Origin of the sequence: Streptosporangium sandarakinum, assembly GCF_050942225.1 — a bacterium.
In the GTDB taxonomy this organism is placed as follows: Bacteria; Actinomycetota; Actinomycetes; order Streptosporangiales; family Streptosporangiaceae; genus Streptosporangium; species Streptosporangium nondiastaticum.
On the sequence record NZ_CP192035.1, the window covers coordinates 94,488 to 113,616 of the forward strand.

General features: G+C 70.9%; 25 protein-coding genes. 16 read left to right on the top strand and 9 right to left on the bottom strand.

The genetic code is table 11. From position 1 onward, the window contains the following. Nucleotides 1–75 precede the first annotated feature (75 nt). Complete coding sequence (locus ACQP10_RS38325; protein ID WP_433542014.1) at nt 76–387, bottom strand: hypothetical protein; 312 nt, start codon at nt 385–387, stop codon at nt 76–78. A gap of 143 nt (nt 388–530) precedes the next feature. Here ACQP10_RS38325 and ACQP10_RS38330 point away from each other — a divergent pair, with 143 nt between their 5' ends. From ACQP10_RS38330 to ACQP10_RS38355, 6 genes are all read left to right on the top strand, one after another. Further along, complete coding sequence (locus ACQP10_RS38330) at nt 531–716, top strand: hypothetical protein (protein WP_433542015.1); 186 nt, start codon at nt 531–533, stop codon at nt 714–716. Between the two features lie 57 nt (nt 717–773). After that, nucleotides 774–971, top strand: coding sequence for a hypothetical protein (locus tag ACQP10_RS38335; protein ID WP_433542016.1), 198 nt, complete (start codon nt 774–776; stop codon nt 969–971). Nucleotides 972–1,027: 56 nt separating this feature from the next. Next, complete coding sequence (locus ACQP10_RS38340; RefSeq protein WP_433542017.1) at nt 1,028–1,537, top strand: hypothetical protein; 510 nt, start codon at nt 1,028–1,030, stop codon at nt 1,535–1,537. A gap of 99 nt (nt 1,538–1,636) precedes the next feature. Continuing rightward, nucleotides 1,637–2,356: a hypothetical protein gene (locus ACQP10_RS38345; RefSeq protein ID WP_433542018.1), complete on the top strand. Its 720-nt coding sequence runs from the start codon at nt 1,637–1,639 to the stop codon at nt 2,354–2,356. Nucleotides 2,357–2,384: 28 nt separating this feature from the next. Continuing rightward, nucleotides 2,385–3,161: a hypothetical protein gene (locus tag ACQP10_RS38350; protein WP_433542019.1), complete on the top strand. Its 777-nt coding sequence runs from the start codon at nt 2,385–2,387 to the stop codon at nt 3,159–3,161. Between the two features lie 155 nt (nt 3,162–3,316). Beyond that, a complete protein-coding gene (locus ACQP10_RS38355; protein WP_433542020.1) occupies nt 3,317–4,111 on the top strand; it encodes a peptidoglycan recognition protein family protein in 795 nt (264 codons plus the stop codon). An 18-nt stretch (nt 4,112–4,129) separates the two neighbouring features. Here the strand turns inward: ACQP10_RS38355 and ACQP10_RS38360 are convergent, their stop codons facing one another. From ACQP10_RS38360 to ACQP10_RS38375, 4 genes are read right to left on the bottom strand one after another with little or no spacing between them, the layout of a single operon-like run. Further along, a complete protein-coding gene (locus ACQP10_RS38360) occupies nt 4,130–4,675 on the bottom strand; it encodes a hypothetical protein (RefSeq protein ID WP_433542021.1) in 546 nt (181 codons plus the stop codon). 5 nt (nt 4,676–4,680) lie between these two features. Further along, nucleotides 4,681–5,769, bottom strand: a complete 1,089-nt coding sequence (locus ACQP10_RS38365; protein ID WP_433542022.1) for an MAB_1171c family putative transporter — start codon at nt 5,767–5,769, stop codon at nt 4,681–4,683. Between the two features lie 7 nt (nt 5,770–5,776). Further along, nucleotides 5,777–6,259, bottom strand: a complete 483-nt coding sequence (locus ACQP10_RS38370) for a hypothetical protein (protein ID WP_433542023.1) — start codon at nt 6,257–6,259, stop codon at nt 5,777–5,779. A 38-nt stretch (nt 6,260–6,297) separates the two neighbouring features. Next, nucleotides 6,298–6,747: a hypothetical protein gene (locus ACQP10_RS38375; RefSeq protein WP_433542024.1), complete on the bottom strand. Its 450-nt coding sequence runs from the start codon at nt 6,745–6,747 to the stop codon at nt 6,298–6,300. A gap of 492 nt (nt 6,748–7,239) precedes the next feature. On the opposite strand from ACQP10_RS38375, the gene ACQP10_RS38380 reads away from it, so the two are divergent. Then, on the top strand, nt 7,240–8,814 hold the full coding sequence (locus ACQP10_RS38380) for a hypothetical protein (RefSeq protein ID WP_433542025.1): 1,575 nt from the start codon (nt 7,240–7,242) through the stop codon (nt 8,812–8,814). Then, the gene (locus ACQP10_RS38385) at nt 8,811–9,053 is read left to right on the top strand and encodes a hypothetical protein (RefSeq protein ID WP_433542026.1); all 243 of its coding nucleotides are present in this window, start codon (nt 8,811–8,813) and stop codon (nt 9,051–9,053) included. The genes ACQP10_RS38380 and ACQP10_RS38385 overlap by 4 nt, the downstream gene beginning before the upstream one ends. Before the next feature lie 67 nt (nt 9,054–9,120). Here the strand turns inward: ACQP10_RS38385 and ACQP10_RS38390 are convergent, their stop codons facing one another. Both ACQP10_RS38390 and ACQP10_RS38395 read right to left on the bottom strand, forming a co-directional pair. Continuing rightward, the gene (locus tag ACQP10_RS38390) at nt 9,121–9,447 is read right to left on the bottom strand and encodes a hypothetical protein (RefSeq protein ID WP_433542027.1); all 327 of its coding nucleotides are present in this window, start codon (nt 9,445–9,447) and stop codon (nt 9,121–9,123) included. Nucleotides 9,448–9,512: 65 nt separating this feature from the next. After that, nucleotides 9,513–10,496: a hypothetical protein gene (locus ACQP10_RS38395; protein ID WP_433542028.1), complete on the bottom strand. Its 984-nt coding sequence runs from the start codon at nt 10,494–10,496 to the stop codon at nt 9,513–9,515. Between the two features lie 350 nt (nt 10,497–10,846). Between ACQP10_RS38395 and ACQP10_RS38400 the strand changes: the two genes are divergently transcribed. From ACQP10_RS38400 to ACQP10_RS38410, 3 genes are read left to right on the top strand one after another with little or no spacing between them, the layout of a single operon-like run. Beyond that, complete coding sequence (locus tag ACQP10_RS38400) at nt 10,847–11,557, top strand: hypothetical protein (RefSeq protein WP_433542029.1); 711 nt, start codon at nt 10,847–10,849, stop codon at nt 11,555–11,557. 11 nt (nt 11,558–11,568) lie between these two features. Then, complete coding sequence (locus ACQP10_RS38405; RefSeq protein WP_433542030.1) at nt 11,569–12,576, top strand: tyrosine-type recombinase/integrase; 1,008 nt, start codon at nt 11,569–11,571, stop codon at nt 12,574–12,576. A 53-nt stretch (nt 12,577–12,629) separates the two neighbouring features. After that, nucleotides 12,630–13,352 (top strand): hypothetical protein, encoded by a 723-nt coding sequence (locus tag ACQP10_RS38410; protein WP_433542031.1) that lies wholly within the window; start codon nt 12,630–12,632, stop codon nt 13,350–13,352. A gap of 133 nt (nt 13,353–13,485) precedes the next feature. Here ACQP10_RS38410 and ACQP10_RS38415 read toward each other — a convergent pair whose 3' ends face one another. Beyond that, nucleotides 13,486–14,331 (bottom strand): ribonuclease HI, encoded by an 846-nt coding sequence (locus ACQP10_RS38415; RefSeq protein ID WP_433542032.1) that lies wholly within the window; start codon nt 14,329–14,331, stop codon nt 13,486–13,488. A 93-nt stretch (nt 14,332–14,424) separates the two neighbouring features. Here ACQP10_RS38415 and ACQP10_RS38420 point away from each other — a divergent pair, with 93 nt between their 5' ends. From ACQP10_RS38420 to ACQP10_RS38440, 5 genes are all read left to right on the top strand, one after another. Further along, entirely contained in the window at nt 14,425–14,970 is a 546-nt protein-coding gene (locus ACQP10_RS38420; protein ID WP_433542033.1) for a hypothetical protein, read from the top strand. Further along, nucleotides 14,967–15,251: a hypothetical protein gene (locus tag ACQP10_RS38425; RefSeq protein WP_433542034.1), complete on the top strand. Its 285-nt coding sequence runs from the start codon at nt 14,967–14,969 to the stop codon at nt 15,249–15,251. Before ACQP10_RS38420 ends, ACQP10_RS38425 begins: the two co-directional genes overlap by 4 nt. After that, a complete protein-coding gene (locus ACQP10_RS38430; protein WP_433542035.1) occupies nt 15,248–15,676 on the top strand; it encodes a hypothetical protein in 429 nt (142 codons plus the stop codon). Before ACQP10_RS38425 ends, ACQP10_RS38430 begins: the two co-directional genes overlap by 4 nt. A gap of 63 nt (nt 15,677–15,739) precedes the next feature. Continuing rightward, on the top strand, nt 15,740–17,005 hold the full coding sequence (locus ACQP10_RS38435; RefSeq protein WP_433542036.1) for a hypothetical protein: 1,266 nt from the start codon (nt 15,740–15,742) through the stop codon (nt 17,003–17,005). Between the two features lie 295 nt (nt 17,006–17,300). Next, nucleotides 17,301–17,474: a hypothetical protein gene (locus ACQP10_RS38440; protein WP_433542037.1), complete on the top strand. Its 174-nt coding sequence runs from the start codon at nt 17,301–17,303 to the stop codon at nt 17,472–17,474. Nucleotides 17,475–18,031: 557 nt separating this feature from the next. On the opposite strand, the gene ACQP10_RS38445 is transcribed toward ACQP10_RS38440, so the two are convergent. Continuing rightward, entirely contained in the window at nt 18,032–19,126 is a 1,095-nt protein-coding gene (locus ACQP10_RS38445) for a hypothetical protein (RefSeq protein ID WP_433542038.1), read from the bottom strand. Nucleotides 19,127–19,129: the final 3 nt, after the last annotated feature.

The following is a 19,129-nucleotide window of genomic DNA, read 5'->3' on the forward strand; positions in this document are numbered from 1 at the left end:
ACGCCACCCAACGCACCGCCCCCGAACAGTGCAGAAGGGGCCACCCGAACCGGGCGACCCCTCCCCGCACAACCACTACCCGCGCGGCCCCCACCTCTCCAGCTCGGCCGTGATCCGCTCCACCTCACCCCGCACCCACGCCTGCCGCTCCGGCGCGCCACCCGCCCGCGCCTTGTCCAGCAGCCGGCGCCTCTTCGCGTGCAGGCCGGCGACGTGCCGCCGCGCGCTACGCCCGTGCTGGGCCAGCGCATCCATCACCTGCGCGACCTCGCGCGGCGACAGCGTCACCACGCCCCCGCCCTGCGTGCGCAGCGTCACCGCCCCGGCGGCGTCACCCACGGCCACGCTCCCGCCGCCCGCGCCCTCGATCACGGTCGGCTCGTTCATGACGTCCATGGCTCCTCTTTCGGTGAGTGCCGGGCGGCGTGTCCGGCCCGGCGTTGCCACCATACTAAATCCCCTGTAATATTGGAGCTACCGGCAAGGGATTGCGGCCCGAACCGGTAGCCGAACCACCCCAGGAGGAACCCATGATCCACACCACCCACGGCGCCATGACCGCCAGCGACCTCGCCGACCAGGCCCGCGAGGCGTACGGCGCCTGGCTCGACACCCTCACCCCCACCCAGCACGACAACCTGGAGTGGTACGGCGACCCCTGCGGCGACATCAACGGCATCGACGGCCCCGCCGTCCCCTGCACCTGCCGGAACTAGCCGCCCCAGCGGCGCCCGGCACCCGGGCGCCGCTGACCTCCCCGGGAGAACAACCCCGTGACCCTCACCACCCTCGCCACGCCGGGCACCCACCCCGCGTGCGTCGCGTGCGCCGACCCCGACCCGAGCATCAGCGACGACGGCCTCACCGCCTGCTGCGGCGACAACCCCGTCTACTGCCCGTGCCCCGACTGCGGCGCCCCCGTCCACTACCTGCCGAACGGCACCGTCCCCGACTACTGCCCCAACTGCTGAACCCAGCACCCACGCCCGGGGGGATTGCGGCCCCCCGGGCAACCCCAGGAGGAAACATGCACGCCGCCGACCTCGTCAAGGCATACGAACGCGCCGACAGCGCCACCCGCCTGGCCGCCGACCTCGCCACCATCCACCCCGGCAACCCCGGCGTCTTCCCCACCATCGCCCTGACCGTGACCGTCGCCCGCGACGCCTACACCACGTGGGCCGACGTCATGGGAGACGACTCCGTCGCCGCCGAACTCCGCGAACTCGGCCGGATCGCCCGCGCCTGGATCGACACCCTCGCCGACGAAGCGGTCCGCTACATCGCCAACCAGCTCGGCTTTCCCATCGCGCTCATGGCCCACGTCTCGACGTCGTCCCTGCGCTTCTGGATCAACCCGGCCTATCCCCTGGAGCACGAGAAGAAGCAGCACATCACGCAGGTCGCCAAGGACCGGTTCGTCCACGACTACGGCGCCGCCTCCCTGGCCGCCGCACTCGCCCAGAGCAACCCCGTGCTCGTGGCCTTGCCCGACGGAGTCCGCCCCGCCACCACGTTCCTGCCCACCACCCTGTAGCCCCCTCCTGCCCCGCCCCTCGCGCGGGGCGGGGCCCGGAGCACCCTTCACCTACTCCCGGCCCATCGACCGGGGCCCTCACCTGGAGCACACCACCCCATGGCCGTAACCGTTGCCCGGTTCCGCGACGCGCTCACCGACTACATCGACGACGACCCGCTGCCCGTGATGATCTCCAACCCCTACGGCAGCAGCGCTTATCCCCTTACCACCCGCATCGAGATCGGTTACTTCAAGTCGGCCACATCGGAGTTCTACGACAGCAGCATGATCGGCCGCATCACCACCCGCCCCGGCGACGGCACCCGCGTCGCCGTCCTCATCACCAGCCGACCCAAGCACGACGACCACGCCGACCACGCCGACATCGAGAAAGCCGCCACCACCAGCGCCCTGGCCAAGGCCCTGGACAACGTCGCGCACATCGACCCGGACATGCCCGTCGTCGTCCCCCTGCACGACTCCGCCCTGTGCGCGCCCCTCCACCCTCACTTGGAAGTCGAGTACTACGGCCCCGACGCCGAGCACTACTCCGGCGTATGGGGACTCGACCCCACAGACGGGATCGACGTGCTCGCGCTCTGGCCCGCCCTGCACGAGGAGTCCGACGAAGCCCCGCAGGACAACGAGGAAGACGAGCCCGCCGAGCCGGAACCGGTCCTCGCGGACCTCTCCGCGATCCTCGACGGCCAAGGCCCCGTTGAGATCTGCAGCAGCTGCGGCCACTGGATCACCGAGTGCGACGGCAAGTGGTTCCACCTCATCAACCCGGCATTGACCGGTACCGACGACCACACCGCCCACCCCGACGACGAATAACCCCACCCAGGAACAGGAGCACCACATCGTGATCACCGACGCAGAGAACACCGCCTGGCACGACGCTGCCACCCGCGCCGCCGCCAACGCCCGCGCCCGCATCTACGACCAGCTCTCCGGCGTCCCCCTCGACCAGGCCGACCGGGTGTTCATCGCCCGCACCGCCCGCGACGGCGACCCCACCGCCCTGGCCACCCTCCTCGCCAAGGTCCGCGCCACCGACATCCCGCCCGGCACCACCGCCGACCGGTTCGAGGTCGACGGCAACACCATCCCCTACGACCACACTTACGACCCCGACCGGCGCGTCTACGTCGAACGCCGCGAAGGCAGCGCCGACGGCTGGATGATCTGCCCCTACACCACCCTCGGTGAGCCCGTGTGGAACTACGAGAGCGGCGACTGGGATCACCCCTACGCCGACGACTTCTACACGCCCGAGCGGTTCGAGCGGCCCCGTGACGAAGCCATCGCGCAAGCCCGCCGTATCGTCGGCCTCGACGACCAGGACACCAACACGACCCGCCCGGAACGCTCCATGATCACCTGGGCCGACAGCGCGGACGGCAGCGTCGGCTACGTCGGCACCCGGCGCCTGTTCGTCATCAGAAACGCGGGCAGCGCCACCGTCCAGCCCATCGACGCCAGCGGCGCCCCCGTGGGCCCGCCGCACGTCAACCCCCCGTACACCCTGCACGCCATGGGCGACTACTACGCGCGGGCCGACTTCCTCGCCGCCGCGAAGGAAGCCGCCACCCAGTTCTGGACCGACTTCCTCGCCGCCACCGGCCTCAACGCTCGCTGACTGAACCGGCCCCGCAAGGCCGCACCGGGCGCCCGGCCGCACCCCTTCCTCCTGGGGGTGCGGCCGGGCGCCCGACCCGTTCCCGGCAGGACGTAAGCGCCGTAACCCGGCAGCATGCCCCCGGCACAGGCACCCGCGCCCCTGGGAGGCACCGCATGGGCATCGATCTGATCACCCGCCGCGAATGGAAGGCCCGCGCCCCGAAGGGCGCCTACACGCCCATCAGCAGCACGCGCGGCGTGAAGGTCCACTACACCGGCGGCAAGGTTCCGGCCGACCTCGCCGACCCCGGCAACCACCACAAGTGCGTCGAGCTGGTGCGCGGCTTCCAGAACCACCACATGGACGGCAACGGCTGGCTCGACCTGGCCTACTCGATGGTGGCCTGTCCGCACCGGAAGGTGTTCGAAGGGCGGGGGCCCGGCCGGCTGACCGCCGCGAACGGCGCCGGCCTCAACAGCCAGCACTACAGCGTGCTCGCCCTGGTCGGCTCCTCCGGGCTCACCCACCCGAACGACGGGGTGCTGCACGGCGTGCTCGACGCGATCGACTACCTGCGCGACCACGGCCGCGCCGGCAAGGAGATCAAGGGCCACCGCGACGGGTTCTCCACCGACTGCCCCGGCGGGCCCCTGTACGAGTGGGTACGCCGCGGCGCTCCCCGCCCCGGCGGCTCGGCGCCGGCCCGGCCGGCGACGCCCAAGCCCACGCCGGCCAAACCCAAGCCCAGCGGAGGCTGGCCGGGCCGGTACCTCGCGTACAAGCCCGACGCCATGATGACCGGCGAGGACGTCGCCGCCTGGCAGCGCATCCTCAAGCGCAACCACCACACCATCGACGTCGACGGCAAGTTCGGCCGGATGACCCGCGCCGCGACCGTGGTGCTCCAGCGCGAGCACGGCGAGGTCCCGGACGGGATCGTCGGCCCCCGCACCTGGGCGCTCGGCTGAGGGACCGCTCGTGAGAGGTCAGCCGAGCAGGGCGAGCGTCACCCACGTGGCGGCCCCGCCCGCGGCCGCCCCGGCGGCGGCCTGGGCGGGCGTGTGGTCCCGGATCCTGGCCCGGGACCAGCCGATCACCACGACCAGGAGCACACCCACCACGTAGACGGGCACGGCCGGGAGGATGCGCGCGAGCATCACCACCGACCCGCCGGCGACGGCCGTGTGGAACGAGATCTTCCAGACCAGGGTGATGGGGCCGACCACGGCGAGCGTGGCGAGCATGATGGCCACGCACACCACCATCACCCGCGGCGCACCCAGTACGGCGAGCAGGGCGAGGGCGGCGACGACCAGGGCGGCGATGACGCCGACCAGCCATGGCCGCTGGGATCGGTCGGTGAGGTGCCGATTACCGAACCTCCCCGACTTCACGCCGACCGCGATGACCCCGGCGGGGATGCCGCCGCACAACCCGGCCGCGACCGCACCCCACGCCAGGCCCGCCCACCCGGACGTGACCGCGCCCACCACCAGAGGCAGACCGATCACGAGGTGCGCGGGCGCGAACACCTCGGTCAGGACACGCGCGACCCGCGCGCCCGGCTCATCCCGCTGTGCTGCTTGTACGCTGCCGCTACCTGTCGTAGCCACGCCAACTCCCTGCCCATGTCGCCGTGAAAGTCCGGTCCCGGGACGACCCCGGACGGCTGGCCCGACCCGGCGCCGGCGGCCGCCCCCTCCAACGCCTCCGCCACCCACGCCGCGACCCGTTCCGGGGTGCCGTCCGCGGGCGGCTCAGCCACGGAGGTCAACGCCAGCATGCCGTCGCGGATCTCGATCCCCCGCCGGTACAGCCGCACCCGCACCGGCCCGGCCATACCGAGCGCGATGTCCGGGTACTGCCGGGTGAGCGCCGCCCACAGCGGCCGCAACTCCCGCAGCGCGGCCCGCTGCCGCACGTGGCCGACCACGGCGGGAACCCCGGCGATCGACGTGCCGAGCGCGATCCCGACGACGGTGACGACGATCGTCACCCCGTGGAACAGGCCCCACTCCCTCAGCCCCCATTGGGGGAACAACAGGTTGGCCAGGTTGACGACCATGACGTGCCCGCGGTTCAGCACACCGGCCGCCATGCTGACCGCCGAGATGACCATCCCGACTTTCAGGAGCGTCGGCGCCGTTCGGGAGAACCGGGCGAACATCACCCCGGCCATGCCGAGGCAGTAGATCAGCCAGGAATCGAACACCAGCAGATAGATGCGGCCGGCGGTGGCGGTCTCACCCGGCTGCCCGGCCACCCAGTAGATGCGGCCGCCGCGGATCGCGAACAAGGCCACCAGGACGCCGACGACCACGGCGGCCGCCGGCCAGATCCACCGGGCCCGCGACCGGCCGGCACCCCGGGTGATCGCCTCGACGAACGCCAGCAGGCTCGCCGCCGACAGCAGCCCGCCGAGGTGGCGCAGCAGGGTCGCCCACTCCCGGCCCGTCAGGTCGATGGTCCACTCCACCACCGGGTTCGCCGAGAAGACGCGGGAGATGGCCAGCGCGGTGAACGCTCCCCACAGCATGCGGTGCTGGTAGGAGCGCAACGCCGCAGGCAGGCGCCAGATCGAGATGCCCCACAGCACGACCAGTAGAACCCAGTCGGCCACGCTCATGCGCAGATCACCACCGTTCCGGTATGCCGTATCCCATGACGTTTTCAAGCATCGACAGCCCGTCGCCGGTCTGCGCCGGCTCACTGGCCCGTGTGAGGATCAGCGTGGCCAGCATCTCGGCGTGCCGTTCCTCGGTGCTGTCGTAGCGGGCGCGTACGCCCTGGGTGTTGCCGCCGCCGTGCAGCAGCCGGGCCAGAGCCGCCGCGGCTTCGTCGGCCCGCCCGTGGCCGAGCAGCATGTGACTGATCTCGTGCAGCAGGATGTTGACGCGGAGCACACCGGTCGCGCCGGGCGCGACGTAGATGTGGTCGGCCTTCTCCGTCGCGAGCCACAGCCCGCAGATCGCGCCGGCCGCCGTGGCGGGCAGCTCGTGCAGGTGCACGCGCCGGCCCCGGACCCGCTGAACTTGACGCATGTACGCGTCGAGGTCGAAGGGCCGGGGGATGGGAACGAGTTCCAGCGCGGCCAATACGGCGGGGGGAGCCTGCATGTCACAAGGGGCCTTTCCGGGCTGTGAGCCCGGTCAGACTACCCTTGATCATCCGGTGTTTGAGATCCCTGCCTGTCCAGGCCCTCGGCGATCCGGGCCGCTTCGATGATCTGCGCGATGGCGGACAAGCTCAGCTCGGATAGGCCCACGGTCCGCTCGGCGAGATGGTGGACGCCCAGGTCCTCCATCTGCTGCCTCACCTCAGCTTCGTCGGGCTCTTGGCCGCCGGCACCTGTCACCCGAGCGGCGACGGGCTCCCGGCCGGTGGGCTCTTGGTCGCCGACCAACCAGCCGACCGTCGTGCCCAGGTAGTTCGCGAGCGCCGTGAGCACGTCCAGGTTCGGGTTGTCCGCGTACCCGCGCGCGAGCTGCCCGATGTAGCCGTGCGAGATCCTGAATCCGGCCGCGGTGATGTCGCGCGCCGCTTTCCGGTGCGAGACGCCTCGTGCGGCCAGTGCCTCGGTCAGACGCTCAGCGAACGTCGCCACCCGAATGCACCTCCTGACTCATGGTGAGCGGATCGGGGCCAACCCCTAGCACCGCGAATGGATGCCAAGAGTACACACATTTCCCCCGGTGTCGCCTGATCCTTGACAGAATGCTCAGCAGCGGACAGTATCAACGCCCGCCAGTGGATACTGGCGCTAACCACACAACGGAAGCGGCGGCGAGTCCTCGTGCAGACGCTCCGACAGCCAGACGACTAGCCACCATCTCATTGAGGGAGCTCAGTGCGTTGAACCCCGAAGCTGACGCGGCCGCAGACCTGTTCCTGGCCCTGTATATGGCTGCAAGCCACGTGGCGGCCCATCCCGAACGACGTCTTCTCTGAGCGCGCACCCGAGTGCGTAGGCGGCGCCGGGAAGCTCCCGCCCCGCTGAAGCCCGGCGGCCAGGCGGGGTACCCGCACACCTGCCCGGCCGCCACCCGATAAGCACAGCCGCATCGCAGCCCGCCAGCGCCGCCGCCGAGGAGTTCACATGACAAGCGACGACCCCGAGATCCGCGAGCACCGGGTGATGCACCCCCGCGGTCTTGGCGCCGAGGCGGTAGACCACCTGCTGCAGCTCCACCTGGAGGGGATCCAGAACCCCGACGACCCGTTCGAGCTGTGGCGGGCCGTTCAGCGGCGACTCGCCGCCAACGCCGCTGAGCGGCGAATCCTGGAGCAGATCCACGACCTGGAGATCGCCCGGCTTTACGACCTGCGTGACCCGAACACCGGGGAGCGGCTGTACCACCAGAAGAACATCGCCTCCCAGACCGGCAAGAGCGTGCCGTGGGTATCGAAAGCCAAGAGCGCCGCCGACGCCGGCAAGCTCGTGCTCCTGCTCCAGGAGGAGATCGATCGGCTGCGTGCCATCGCTGACGACGACCGTGTTCCGCCCGTCGTACGTATGGGCATGCAGACCCGCGCCCTGACACTGACGGTCGCCCTAAGACGATTCGCTGGCCGCGTGCTCAGCAGCGCCGCGGCCGCTCTCGGCGGTTTCTGGGTTGTGGGCGCGTGGGTGAAGTCGCTGACCGGCGGCGGCGCCGCCGGCGGGACCACCCTGGCCGCGGGCACCACCCTGGCCGCAGGTGGCGGCACCGGCCTGGTGGCTGGAGGCAGCATCGGCGTGGGGGCACTCGGCGTCGGCGGCGGGGCGGCGACCGTGTTCGGTTCCGCTGTGCCCGCCGTGGTGCAAGCCGGCGTGCTGGCGGTCAGCACCTACGCGATCGGCGCGCCGATCGTAGAGGTCATCACCCCGCCCCCGGTGCGGGCGGCCGTCGCCGACGTGCTCGACGCCGACGTGCTCGGCTTCACCGACCCGGGCGCCGACACGACCGCCACACTGGTGCCCACGCCGTCGCCGTCCGCGCTGGAGACGACCCCGACCGCGGAGCCCACTTCGTCCCCGTCTCCGTCGGCGCTGATGCCCGGGGCGGTGACGCAGTCTCCCACCCCCGCTCCGACCTTCGCCCTGCTCCCGGGGAAGAAGTCCCGCCCGGCCGTCACCGTCACACCGACCCCCACACCGACGTCGACCACCTCGCCGGCGCCCGCGCCGATGCCGACCACCTCCCTGTCCACGCCGACTCTCCCCCCGGCACCGACCGCCTTGCCGACGTCTGAGCCGACGTCGACCACCACCGCTACGCCGCAGTCCTCCGCGTCGCCGACGCCGCAGCCCTCATCAACGCCGGTGCCGGTGCCGTCCCAGTCCGCCCCCGAGCCGACGATCGCGCCTTCCGAGTCGACGACCGCGGCGCCGGAACCGACCGGCACGACACCCCCCGAGCCGACGATCGCGCCTTCCGAGTCGACGACCGCGGCCCCCGAGCCGACCGGCACGACACCCCCGGAGCCAACCGGCCCCGCCGCCCCCGACCCCACGGGCGCGCCGGACACTCCGCAGGACCCGCCGCAGCCCACCACCAGCACCCCGGACACGACCGCACCCGCCGGCCAGGCCATCGCCGGGATCGCGTGGGCGATCCCCTACGCCCCCGACCAGCCCGGCATTTCCCAGCTGGCCGACTACCTCACCGCCGACCCCGTCCCCTGGCCATGACATCCCTGCCGCACTGGTCCGGTGACCCGCTCATCGATCAGGACGAGCACAGCCCCCAGACCGACGAGCGCGACATCATCGCCTCCGCCCACGCCGGCCGTGACCTCTACCCGGCGCTGTGCCGATGCGGCCGCATGCCCCCCGTGCTCGTCGAGGACGGCTACAGCCTGTTCACCGCCTACGACGAGCACATGCGCGCCGAGCAGACCGCCGCCCGCGGCCCGGCCGACACCGAGTAGCCGAGCGTCGAGCCTCCTGCTTGATCGCGCTCGTTTGGGGCTGGTGACACGTCTCTTACCGGCATCCCTACCTGTCTGCTTCGGCCGCCGCGCGCACCATGGCGACCTGCTCCTTGGTGGCCTCGAAGTCGATCACCCATCTCGTCCGGAACCCGCGGGGGTGATCCGCCGCTGAGTAATCCTCGGCGGGCACTACGAACACGCTGTGGTCGAACAGGCGGGGGTCGGTCGTTTCCTTCAGGGCACTGTCCACCTCAGCCGGGTATGAGATACCTGCGTCGCTCAGGTGGGCCCACTTCGCTGGGGTCGGAGGGTACGTCCGGCCGTTGTAGTCGTTGAACCAGGCCACCGTCACGGTGATCTTCTCGCTGTACTCATCATCTGAAGTGATCATGCATCCAGCGTAAGGAATCGGCTTCGGAAAGTTGTAATGGTGGGCTAGGGCCTGCGCCAGGGAGATCACTTTCCTGGCTTCGGCGTGCCCTGGACCTCGCGTAGGGCGGCGTTCTCTGCCTCTAGGCGCTCGATGAGCTTGCGCGCGTCGGCGGCCGCCGCCTTGGCCGTGGTGGCCGCGGCCTTCAGCGCGGTGATCTCGCTGCGGTGCGCGCCGGCCAGGCGCCGTAGCTCCGCGGCGTGGTCGCGGTGCGTCCGCTCCAGCTCCGTGCGGAGGTCGGCCTCGGCCTTCCGGGCGGTGGCCGCCTGCTGCTCGGCGTCCCTGGCCGCTTGCTGCGCCTGCTGGATCTTCGCCGCGTTGTCCGCCCGGACGGCCTCGATGCGCCGTTCGGCGTCGGCGGCCTCCTGCGCTGCGGCCTGCCGGGTTGCGGCCAGCTCGGCGCGGGCTCGCTCGGCGTCGGCCTCGGCGGTCTCGGCGTCGGTCAGGGCCTCGGCCGCGGCGGCGTGCGCGTGGTCCCGCTCGATGAGTGCCTGATCCCGGGCCTGCTCGGCGGCCAGCCGTTGCCGCTCGGCGTCACCGGCCTGCGCGCGGGCCTCGGCGATACGCCGCTCGGCCTCGGCATCGATCGTCTCCAGCTCGGTCTCGGCGGCGGCGGGGTCGGTGAGGTCGGCGAGGGCCTGGGCGACCGCGGCGAAGCGGGCGGCGGCATCGCTGATCGCGGTGACCGCGTTGTCGGCCGCGCCGCGCGCCCCGTCCAGCAGGGAGGCCGCGCGGAGGCGGCTGGTGGTTACCGGCCGGCCGGGCATCTCGGCGGGCAGCTCCTCGACGGCGGGGGAGGGCAGGCGTCCAGCTTGGGCGGCGGCCCACCGGTTGCGGGCGTTGTGGATCGTCCCGGTGTCCGGGTCGGGCTCTCCGCAGTACTCCGGCCGCCGGCCGGAGCCGCCGGCCTTGCCCGGCGGCGGTGTGCGCGGGCATCCCGTGGGCCAGATGCAGGTCCTCGCGCCCGGCGCGGGGGAGGGGGCGGGCGGGGCGGCGGTGGGGTGCTCCATGGGGCTGTTGTAGCAGTCGGCCGGTTACGTCGCGGCCTGGCGGATGGAAAGAGACGGAAAGAGGCGGAAGGTTAGATGGATAGTTTGAAAGATAGATAGATCGATAGACGGATAGAGAATCTGTCGGGTCCGGCACCGTGAAAACGGGGGCGCTGAGATGCGCGCTGCCGGGCGAACGCGGAGTGGCGCGGGTGATCGGTCGCATGGAGCCTTCGGGTGGCTCTGCGTGGCTCTCAGGGCATCGGGGTGGCCGGTTGTTCCGCCCTCGGAGAATAGGTAACGGGAATGCGCGTTCCCGGAACCTATTGGTAGGATCATGATTCCACCCCGCCATCCGGAGGCCCCACCCCATGAGCACGCCGCTCACTCTGCACAACGCAGAGATCACCACCGCCACCGTCGAGATCAAGACCCTCACCGTCAGCGGCAAGCAGGTCACCCTCGCGGTGTTCCGCCAGCTCCAGGAAGCCGCATTGGTCAACGACGACGGCACCCTCAACGGCACCCCCTGGGGAACCGTGAATTACCACCCCGACAAGTGCGCCGACACCGCCGAACACCTGCACATTGTCTGGCAGGACGGCCTCGATCTGCGCCGCGCCCGCGTCGACCGCGTTCCCGCCTCTGACCAGCCCGGCTCACAAAAGACCGGGTTCCGCCACCCGGCACTGGACCGGTTCCTGACCGCCCAGGTACGTGAATGGGCCCACGGCCGCCTCACCGAGCCACCGCTTGAGAAGTACACCCAGGCCAGCCAGATCCCCGGCTGGGAGCACTTCGTCCTTATAGACGATGTCCCACCCTTCGTGGCTAGAGCCTCTAAGGCCGCGATCGGCGTCACCGACGACGGATGGTCGACCGGTTTGGCATGGGAATGGTGGACCAGTCAAGAGGAAGCCCTGGCAGCACTGAACGAGGAAGTCACCGGCTGGGGTATCCCGTATCACCAGATCCTCGAAGACTACGAGGACGTCATCCAAGCAGAACAGCAGCGCCGCCAGCGCCACCGTGACACTCGTGCCAAGCTCGCCGAACTGCCCCAGCTGTTCATCGCCGTGTGAGGCCCACGCTGATGTCCCTGCCTACGCCACTCACTCCGGCCGACGCGGGCGGCGAGCTGCTGCTCGCCGTCCAGGCCGACCCGATCCGCAACCCGTACCGGGCCTACCTGGACCAGCTCAAGGCCGGCGACTCCCACCGGAAGATGGCTACCGCGCTGGACCGCATCGCCCGCCTCATCCGCGGCGCCGACCTCGACGACCAGGCGGTGACCGGCGCGGATTTCCCCTGGCACCGGCTCAGGTATGAGCACACCAGCCGGATCCGGGCCCGCCTGGTCGAGCTGGAGCTGTCGCCGGCCTACACCAACCAGCACCTCGTCGCGCTGCGCCGCGTGCTGAAGGAGGCATGGCGGCTGGAGCTGATGACCGCCGAGGACTACCGGCGGGCCGCCGACATCTCCAACATGCGCGGCACCCGGGAACCGGCCGGGCAGCACATCCCCGAAGACGTGATCGACGCCCTGTTCGCAGTGTTCGACGACGACACCTCCCTCATCGGCGCCCGGGACCGGGCGCTGCTGGCGGTGCTGTACTCGACCGGCGTCCGCCGCGAGGAACTGGTCAAGGCGACGGTGTCGAACTACGACAGCGGCGCCCGGTCGCTGCGGGTGCGCGGCAAGGGCGACAAGGAACGCACCGTCTACCTCACCGAGGCGGCGCGCGACATGGTCGAGGCATGGCTGGCGCGGCGCGGCCGGACCACGGGCGCGCTGTTCCCGCCGATCCGGCGGGGCGACCACGTCCAGATGAACGGGGCCCGGATGGCGCACATGACCGGCCAGGCCATCCGGAAGATCGTCATCAAGCGGCTTGCGCAGGCCGGGGCGTCCCCGCGGACCCCGCACGACTTCCGCCGCACGTTCATCGGCGAGCTGCTGGACGCCGGGGTGGACCTGGCCACGGCGCAGGACCTCGTGGGGCACTCCTCCCCCACCACGACGGCCCGCTACGACCGGCGCCCGCACCGTAAACGGCGCGAGGCGGTGGACCGGCTCCGCGCGCCGGGCAGCGCAAAGTGACACACTTATAGAAGTACCCCTTGAATTATCTGGGGTACCTCTATAATCGAAGTATGGCCGACGACCGGGAGTTCCCCACCTTCGACACCTTCAACGACGCCCGCTCTCACCTTCTCGCTGTACTCCCCCAGGTACAGCACCTACCAACCCTCTCCATGCACGCCTCCTCCTGGGCACCGGAGTCGGAAATCTACTTCGACTCCGCCACCGCCACCAGCTACCGGATCCGCTCCGGGGGGCCGGCCTCCGAGGAGTCCTTCGTCATTGACACGCTCCCCGGGAAGGAACTCCTCTCGGGGCTCGACAACGAGATCACCAGCGCGGTCGTGTACTTCAACGACCCCATGGCCTACCTCGACGACGCGGACATTGACGAGGCCAACCGAACGTTCCGATTTCACCGCGACAGAGCAACAGACCTTGCCACCATCGACGAGGCGAACGCCGTCGAGCTCGCATGCATGCGAGTCGACAACGAACGCCGCAAGGAAGAGTACGACGCCGACCCTGGCCCTTTCAGCGATGGCAGCAGCGACTACGACCCCATCGCAAACATCGAGTTCCAGCTCAGGATCCGGATCGAAGAGACTCGCGCCGAGATGACCCGTCTGGCCATGGCCCGTGCCATGCACATGCGCAATCTCCTTAGCGAATACCCCAACCAGCACGGAGCCAAGGCCGCGCTCGCCCGCCGTCTCAGGATCCCCGCCCAGTCCGTGCACGACGCCCTCAGCGCCGACGCCCGACGACGTGTCGATCCGAACCAGCAGCCCTAAACCGAGGTCAACAGACAGCCGCCCGCCCCGGTGAGCCGTGCGGCTCGCCCTCTATCCACCGGAAGTGAGCCCGGGACCCCGCCAGGGGTTCCGGGCTCAACCACTCCTAGACCACGGGTACTGGCCGATGCCGTCAGGCAGCTACCAGGCGGGTGTGCCAGACCCGCAGAAACGCGTCGACCACCCGCTCCGCGCGCATGGTCGCGTCGACGGCGCGGCGGCGGGCGATCTTCGCCAGCGAGTCCGCGGCCTCGTTCAGCGGATGCCCGGAGTGCCCCTTCACGTGCTCGATCCGCAGCGTCGGCAGGGCGGCCAAACGATGGGCGAGGCGCACCAGCGCGGGCTCGCCGCCGTGCAGGCGCGGCCGCAGGCTGTACCCAGCGGGCATGCGCGTCACGTGCCCGGACTTCCAGCCCCGCAGGTAGCCGATCGCCGTGGTGCTGTCCACCAGCAGCAGGGACAGCCGGGCCGCGTCGTCGCCGAGTTCATCCAGCATGAGCGCGACAGCCCGCAGCTCAGCGACGAGGACCTTGGACGGGCCGGTCGGATCTGGCAGGTACCGCGTGCCGTTCCCGAAGCGGCGCCGCATCCCCCACCGGCCGTCGCTGACGAGGTACCCCATCCCGCTGCACGCGCCGACGTGCGCGGCGTCGGTGGCGGCGACCAGCGGGCCGGGCCGGTCGAAGCCGGGCACACGTCGGCTGGAGCGCCCTGGGTTCCGCGGCTGGGAGACGCAGTCGGCGGAGTCACGCTCGGCGGCGGCCACCAGCTCGGCCTGCTCGATCATCTCCTGCGCGGCGGCCTGGTCGCCGACGAAAGCCGCATCGAACGCCAGCCATACCAGGTCGCGGATTCGCCGGCAGGATGGGCACGCCCGCCAGGCGAGGGTGTAGTCCCGCATCGCCTGGACACGGTCACGTAGGTCGGTGGGGAGCGCGTCTGCGCAGGCGGCGAAGGTCGAGGAGTCGCGATCGGTCATGGGCGGAATGTAGGGACATCCGGGGTTAACGGCTCCGGGACGTAAGCGGCGGGATCCTCTACGGTGCCTCTCCCCACAAGGAGAGGACCCCCTATGCCCCCATCCTCCGCGCAGCCCCGCCCCACCTACACCATCCCTGCGGGCACCACCCCTGAGGAAGCGCATCGCCTGGGGATGCTCCAGTTCCTGGACAAGCTTCGCAACGGCCTGTGCCCGCACTGCGGGGATGGGTTGCAGCGAGCGGTCGGCGATTCCAGGCAGACGCCCGGCACCGGGCTGCCGTGGCTGGAGTGCGGCACCTGCCCGTGCTACTGGCAGGTCGACCTTGAGAGGCAGGAGGTGACGTGGGAGCAGGCGTGGGCGTGGCAGGGCATCGACCCGTTCCGCCCCAGGTACCTCGATGAGTCGCCGCTCTACGGGTGGCCGGACAGCACCGAACCGGAGCCTGAGCCGGAGACACCCGAACCTTCCGCCGAGGGGATCACCGGTGTTCCGCTGGCCAGCAGGATCAGGCGCCTGCAGCCCCGCCGGTACGCCGGCGTCGCCCGCCGGTACTTCCGGGCGAACCCGCGGCGGTGCTGGTGGGCGCTGGCCGTATGGGACGCGATCCGCGCCGACCTTCGGGAGGGCGGGCGTTGAGCGAGCAGACTCTCATGCAGGGCACCACGGTCCACTGGGCGCCGCTCGGCGCGGACCCCAACGACCCCACCGCGTGGAAGCTCATCGGCGTCCTCGACGACGCGACCTTCGAGGCCCCGCTGCCCACCGGCCAGGAGCCGGCCGAGTGGAGCCCCGGCGACCGCAGCGTGACGATCGAGGTAAAGTGCCGCATCACCTGGCGGTTCTACCGCCTGATGCTGCGGCGCACGCACCCGGCGGCACGCCGGGCCAAGGCCGAGTACCGCCGGAGGCGCCGATGAGTGCCCAACCGGTCCCCGCCGTGACCCCCGCCCAGGCCGCTGCCCGCGCCGCAGGGGAGCACGGCGTCTTCCTCTACCAGGAGACCGCCGAACACATCGCGGCCGCGGTGCTCGCCGCGCATGACGGGACGTTCGGAGTCCGGGAGGCAGTGGCCCGGGAGATGTGGCAGAACTCCGATCTGCGGACCCACCTCCGGCGCAGCATGTGGCACCGGCTCCTGGCGGAACTCGCCGACAGGAGCATGGTGCCCGCCGCGCTCCCCACCGAGTCCCTGAGGTACCTCACCGATCGGTACTCGGTCACCGGCGAGGTGACGGTGTCCATGGAGATGCCCGCCGAGCTGGCCGAGTCGGGCACCGCGGCGTGGGAGGTCGTGGCGGTCACGTTGGAAGTCCCCGTCCGTCAGGCGCCGGCCGCCGGGTGATGTCCGAGGCATGATCGCGGCGTTACCTGCCTAGCCGTCAGGTGAGCTTGCTAGCGTCGCGTCATGACCTCCCAGGATCGCGCCGCGGCCGCGTGGGTGGCTCTCAACGAGCGGCAGCAGGTATATATGCGGATCCTCTACGACGCCGACCAGGCCGCCGAGCGGCACGAGAAGACCGCATGGAGGCGGCGGCCCGCGGAGGAGTGGCGGTGGCTGGACTACGGCCCCGTGGCCAACAGTCTCGCCGATCCCGGCAAGCTGCAGGTCCTCCTGGCCCATCACGGCGTCCGTGACCAGGGGTCCGGCGCGACGCTGCAGACGCTGGAGGGCAGCGGACTGATCGACCTGCGCCGCGACCCTGCTTTGATCGGCTACCACCTCCATGTGAGGCTGACTCGGGTCGGCCGGGCGGTGTGCCGGGCCGCGGGGATGGACACCGCCCGGCCCGGCACGCCGGGCCGCGGGCAGTTGTCGGAGGCGCTGTGGAGCATGCTGGCCGAGGTCCATGCCGCCGGCCACGACGGACTCGCGAGGAGGTACGTCGACGGGGCGTGGCTGCGGCTCACCCAGCGGGAGCCCGAGCCGTACGTCGCCGCTGAACCCGCCGCTGAGGGCTACGGGTACCGGCTGCGGCTCACCCCGGCGGGTGCGCGCCACTACGCCGACCAGTGGGAGGCGTACGCGCGGCTGTACCCGCAGGTGTCCGCCCGCCGCCCGGACGGCAGCACCCCATGGCCTGCCGAGGTCGATCACGCCCTGGCCGTGCTCGGCGCGCAGTGCCGGCGGCTATGGCGGCGGCGCGAGGAGACGCTGACCGAGCCCGCGCGGCTGCCCACCATGGCCGGGCGGCGGGTGGACGGCGGCGAGCTGGCGGCGGAGCGGAACGCGGCGGCCGACGCCTACAACGCAGCGCTGGCGGACGCCGCCGAACGCTACCGGACGGTCCTGGACGCCCACGCCGAGGAGCTGGCGGGGATGTGCCGACGGGAGTGCGTGCGGTACGCGGCGGCGGCGACCGCGGTGGTGGCCGCCACCGCGGCCGGCGCGGACCCGGCGGCCGCCGCCGAGGTCGATGTCGCTGCGGTCGGGTGGCCGTGGATGCCGGACGCGCCGGTCACCGGGCTGGCTGAGATCGACGCCGCTGTCAGCCAGCGGTGGAGACACGCCACAGGGGCACCCGCACCCCGCCGCGGCCGTCAACGAGCCGCGGCGGCGGCGGTGTTGAACCCCGACGGGCTGGAGATGCGACTCGCCGACTACGCCGAGTACCTGGCCGGCCTGGTCAAGGATGGCAAGCTGGCCCGGCTGATGCTCCGCGCGCCGGTGTGAGACGGGGCGGGCGGTGGGCCCGCGGCCGGGGCGACGGCTGAGCGCCTTGCCCCGCCGCGAGGGTGCGGGGCATTTACCAGGCTTATTTCCCTGAATGGCCGATTCGGGCATTCCCGAGAAAGCCGGTGCACCCCTTTTTGTTAGAAAATCCGGTCGCCGAACCCCTTGAGCCACTACGGTGATGAGCGGTCTCAGTGATCGCTGCCCTTTTCTGCCGTTCCGTGCGGCGGTAACTGTCTGTTGGCAACCCCGCCAGCAGGCTGTTCCCACCGCACCACCAGCAGGAAGGACTGTTATGGCCGAGACCACTCCCCCCGCCCCCGGCGGAGGGTTCGATGGTAGATCCTCGAAGGTCCGTGCGCTGCTCCGCAAGATCGGCCCCGGCCTGGTGCTACGGCTCCTGACCGGTCTCCTGATCGAGCTGCTGCGCAGGGCCGCCGAGGGGCGTCCCTGGGATGACCTCCTGTAGGAGCAGGAGGCCACCCCAGGAACTATGCAGGGGTCTCCCGGGAGTACTGGTCACCACAACCACCCGGGGGGCCCTTGCTCGTCTCAGGAGCACTGAGAGTCCTTACAGTGCTAAGACTGTACCTCTTCGACTTCGAGTTTAAGCGAGTTTCGAAGAATATCGGATACTCGCCCAAACTCTTACGGCGCTAAGTCCCAGCTAGTAGCCCCTGTCCAGTGCTGAGCCCCAGCTAGTAGCCCTAGAAAGTTTTCCCCGAATTTCGAACTTCGGGGAAAACTTCCAGCGGTACAGCTCAGGCCGGGACTGCCGTACGACGCGCCCCGGTCCTGGCGGGGTGCTCTTGTGTTTATGCAGGTGGCGCCCACACTGGAGGACGATCGTGCGGGCGCCACCCGCGCGACCGTACAGCGGCGCCCTGACCCGGTGGGCGTCTGGTCGCGTCTTCGGCCGGCCCCCAGCCCTTGCCTCGCCGGCGTCCGCGGAGCGGTCGGCGCGGTGGGGTGGGTGCCGATTCGTGGTTGGAGCTGGCGTAGGTGGCCGCGTAGCTGGTGAACGGGTCACAGCAGACCTCGGAGTGTCACGTCGGCCTTCTCGACGGCAGTGGTGAGAGCCTGCATGTGAGCAGGGGGGAGCGTCCCGGCGCCGAGCCCTGACGCGGTGAGCACGTCACCGAGCTTCTGCCCCTGCGCATCGGTCAAGCGGAAGCGCGCCGGAGGGTGGCTCAGGACGTCACGGGCGGCGTAGGCGTCGAGCACGGCGACATCGACGACGGCGTCCAGTAGGGCGGTGCAGGGGCCGATCCAGTCGTGGGCGAGGTCGAGCGCGCTCAGCGCGACACGGGCCTGGAACGCTGCGATCTCGGGGTCGGGCGGGGCGACCAGCGTGAGCGCCTCTCGCAGGGCATGCTCCAGCTCCGGCGGCGACGCCGGTGAGGTTGCGGGCCGGCAGCAGACGCGCAGGAGGGCCGCGATGGTGTTCTCCCACGGCTCGATGGGGGCGGTGGACTCGATCATGTCGCGGGCCTGCTGGTCGAGGCCGCGTTCCATCAGCGACATGATCATGATTTGGCGGCCGTCGAGGAGGCGGTTGCCGATGCCGCGGTGCGCGGTCATCGCGTCGGCGGCCTCGGTCCAGCGGCCGACCCTGGCCAGGGCCCTGGCCCCGTCGATCAGCACGGTGACCCACAGCTCCTCGCACACCTTCCGGTGATCGGCGTCTGTGCCGATCAGCGCCGACAGGTCAACGTCATGGTTGCGGATCTCGGCTGTGCCGCGCCGCTGGGCCGCACGGTACAGCCGCTGAAGGATGTCGTAGGCGCCTTCGCCGTCGCCTTCGCGGGTCAGCAGCCGGGCGATGTTCACCAGCGGCATGAGCGCCATCACCGCGATGTCCCCGGTGAGGTCTCCCGCGTCGGCGAAGATGCGGTGCTGCCTCCAGCACAGCTGCTCGGCCAGGCCGGGCAGCCCGACGTCGGAGGCGATCAGCGCGGCGTAGTTGAGGACCCCGCTGGCGCGGGCCACCAGATCACGGTGGCCCGCGCCAGCGGGTTCGACGGTCAGCTCGGTGAGGTGGGCGATGCGGTCGGCCAGCGGCAGCCCGGTCGCCTTGGGCCGGCGAACCAGCGGAAGACGGGCGGCTATCGGGGGGATCACCGG

Excerpts from the sequence above, each read along its gene's own strand:
- ACQP10_RS38325 (WP_433542014.1), bottom strand. The coding sequence starts at position 387 with ATGAACGAGCCGACCGTGATCGAGGGCGCGGGCGGCGGGAGCGTGGCC.
- ACQP10_RS38330 (WP_433542015.1), top strand. The coding sequence starts at position 531 with ATGATCCACACCACCCACGGCGCCATGACCGCCAGCGACCTCGCCGAC.
- ACQP10_RS38340 (WP_433542017.1), top strand. The coding sequence starts at position 1,028 with ATGCACGCCGCCGACCTCGTCAAGGCATACGAACGCGCCGACAGCGCC.
- ACQP10_RS38345 (WP_433542018.1), top strand. The coding sequence starts at position 1,637 with ATGGCCGTAACCGTTGCCCGGTTCCGCGACGCGCTCACCGACTACATC.
- ACQP10_RS38355 (WP_433542020.1), top strand. The coding sequence starts at position 3,317 with ATGGGCATCGATCTGATCACCCGCCGCGAATGGAAGGCCCGCGCCCCG.
- ACQP10_RS38365 (WP_433542022.1), bottom strand. The coding sequence starts at position 5,769 with ATGAGCGTGGCCGACTGGGTTCTACTGGTCGTGCTGTGGGGCATCTCG.
- ACQP10_RS38370 (WP_433542023.1), bottom strand. The coding sequence starts at position 6,259 with ATGCAGGCTCCCCCCGCCGTATTGGCCGCGCTGGAACTCGTTCCCATC.
- ACQP10_RS38380 (WP_433542025.1), top strand. The coding sequence starts at position 7,240 with ATGACAAGCGACGACCCCGAGATCCGCGAGCACCGGGTGATGCACCCC.
- ACQP10_RS38385 (WP_433542026.1), top strand. The coding sequence starts at position 8,811 with ATGACATCCCTGCCGCACTGGTCCGGTGACCCGCTCATCGATCAGGAC.
- ACQP10_RS38390 (WP_433542027.1), bottom strand. The coding sequence starts at position 9,447 with ATGATCACTTCAGATGATGAGTACAGCGAGAAGATCACCGTGACGGTG.
- ACQP10_RS38395 (WP_433542028.1), bottom strand. The coding sequence starts at position 10,496 with ATGGAGCACCCCACCGCCGCCCCGCCCGCCCCCTCCCCCGCGCCGGGC.
- ACQP10_RS38400 (WP_433542029.1), top strand. The coding sequence starts at position 10,847 with ATGAGCACGCCGCTCACTCTGCACAACGCAGAGATCACCACCGCCACC.
- ACQP10_RS38405 (WP_433542030.1), top strand. The coding sequence starts at position 11,569 with ATGTCCCTGCCTACGCCACTCACTCCGGCCGACGCGGGCGGCGAGCTG.
- ACQP10_RS38410 (WP_433542031.1), top strand. The coding sequence starts at position 12,630 with ATGGCCGACGACCGGGAGTTCCCCACCTTCGACACCTTCAACGACGCC.
- ACQP10_RS38415 (WP_433542032.1), bottom strand. The coding sequence starts at position 14,331 with ATGACCGATCGCGACTCCTCGACCTTCGCCGCCTGCGCAGACGCGCTC.
- ACQP10_RS38420 (WP_433542033.1), top strand. The coding sequence starts at position 14,425 with ATGCCCCCATCCTCCGCGCAGCCCCGCCCCACCTACACCATCCCTGCG.
- ACQP10_RS38430 (WP_433542035.1), top strand. The coding sequence starts at position 15,248 with ATGAGTGCCCAACCGGTCCCCGCCGTGACCCCCGCCCAGGCCGCTGCC.
- ACQP10_RS38435 (WP_433542036.1), top strand. The coding sequence starts at position 15,740 with ATGACCTCCCAGGATCGCGCCGCGGCCGCGTGGGTGGCTCTCAACGAG.
- ACQP10_RS38440 (WP_433542037.1), top strand. The coding sequence starts at position 17,301 with ATGGCCGAGACCACTCCCCCCGCCCCCGGCGGAGGGTTCGATGGTAGA.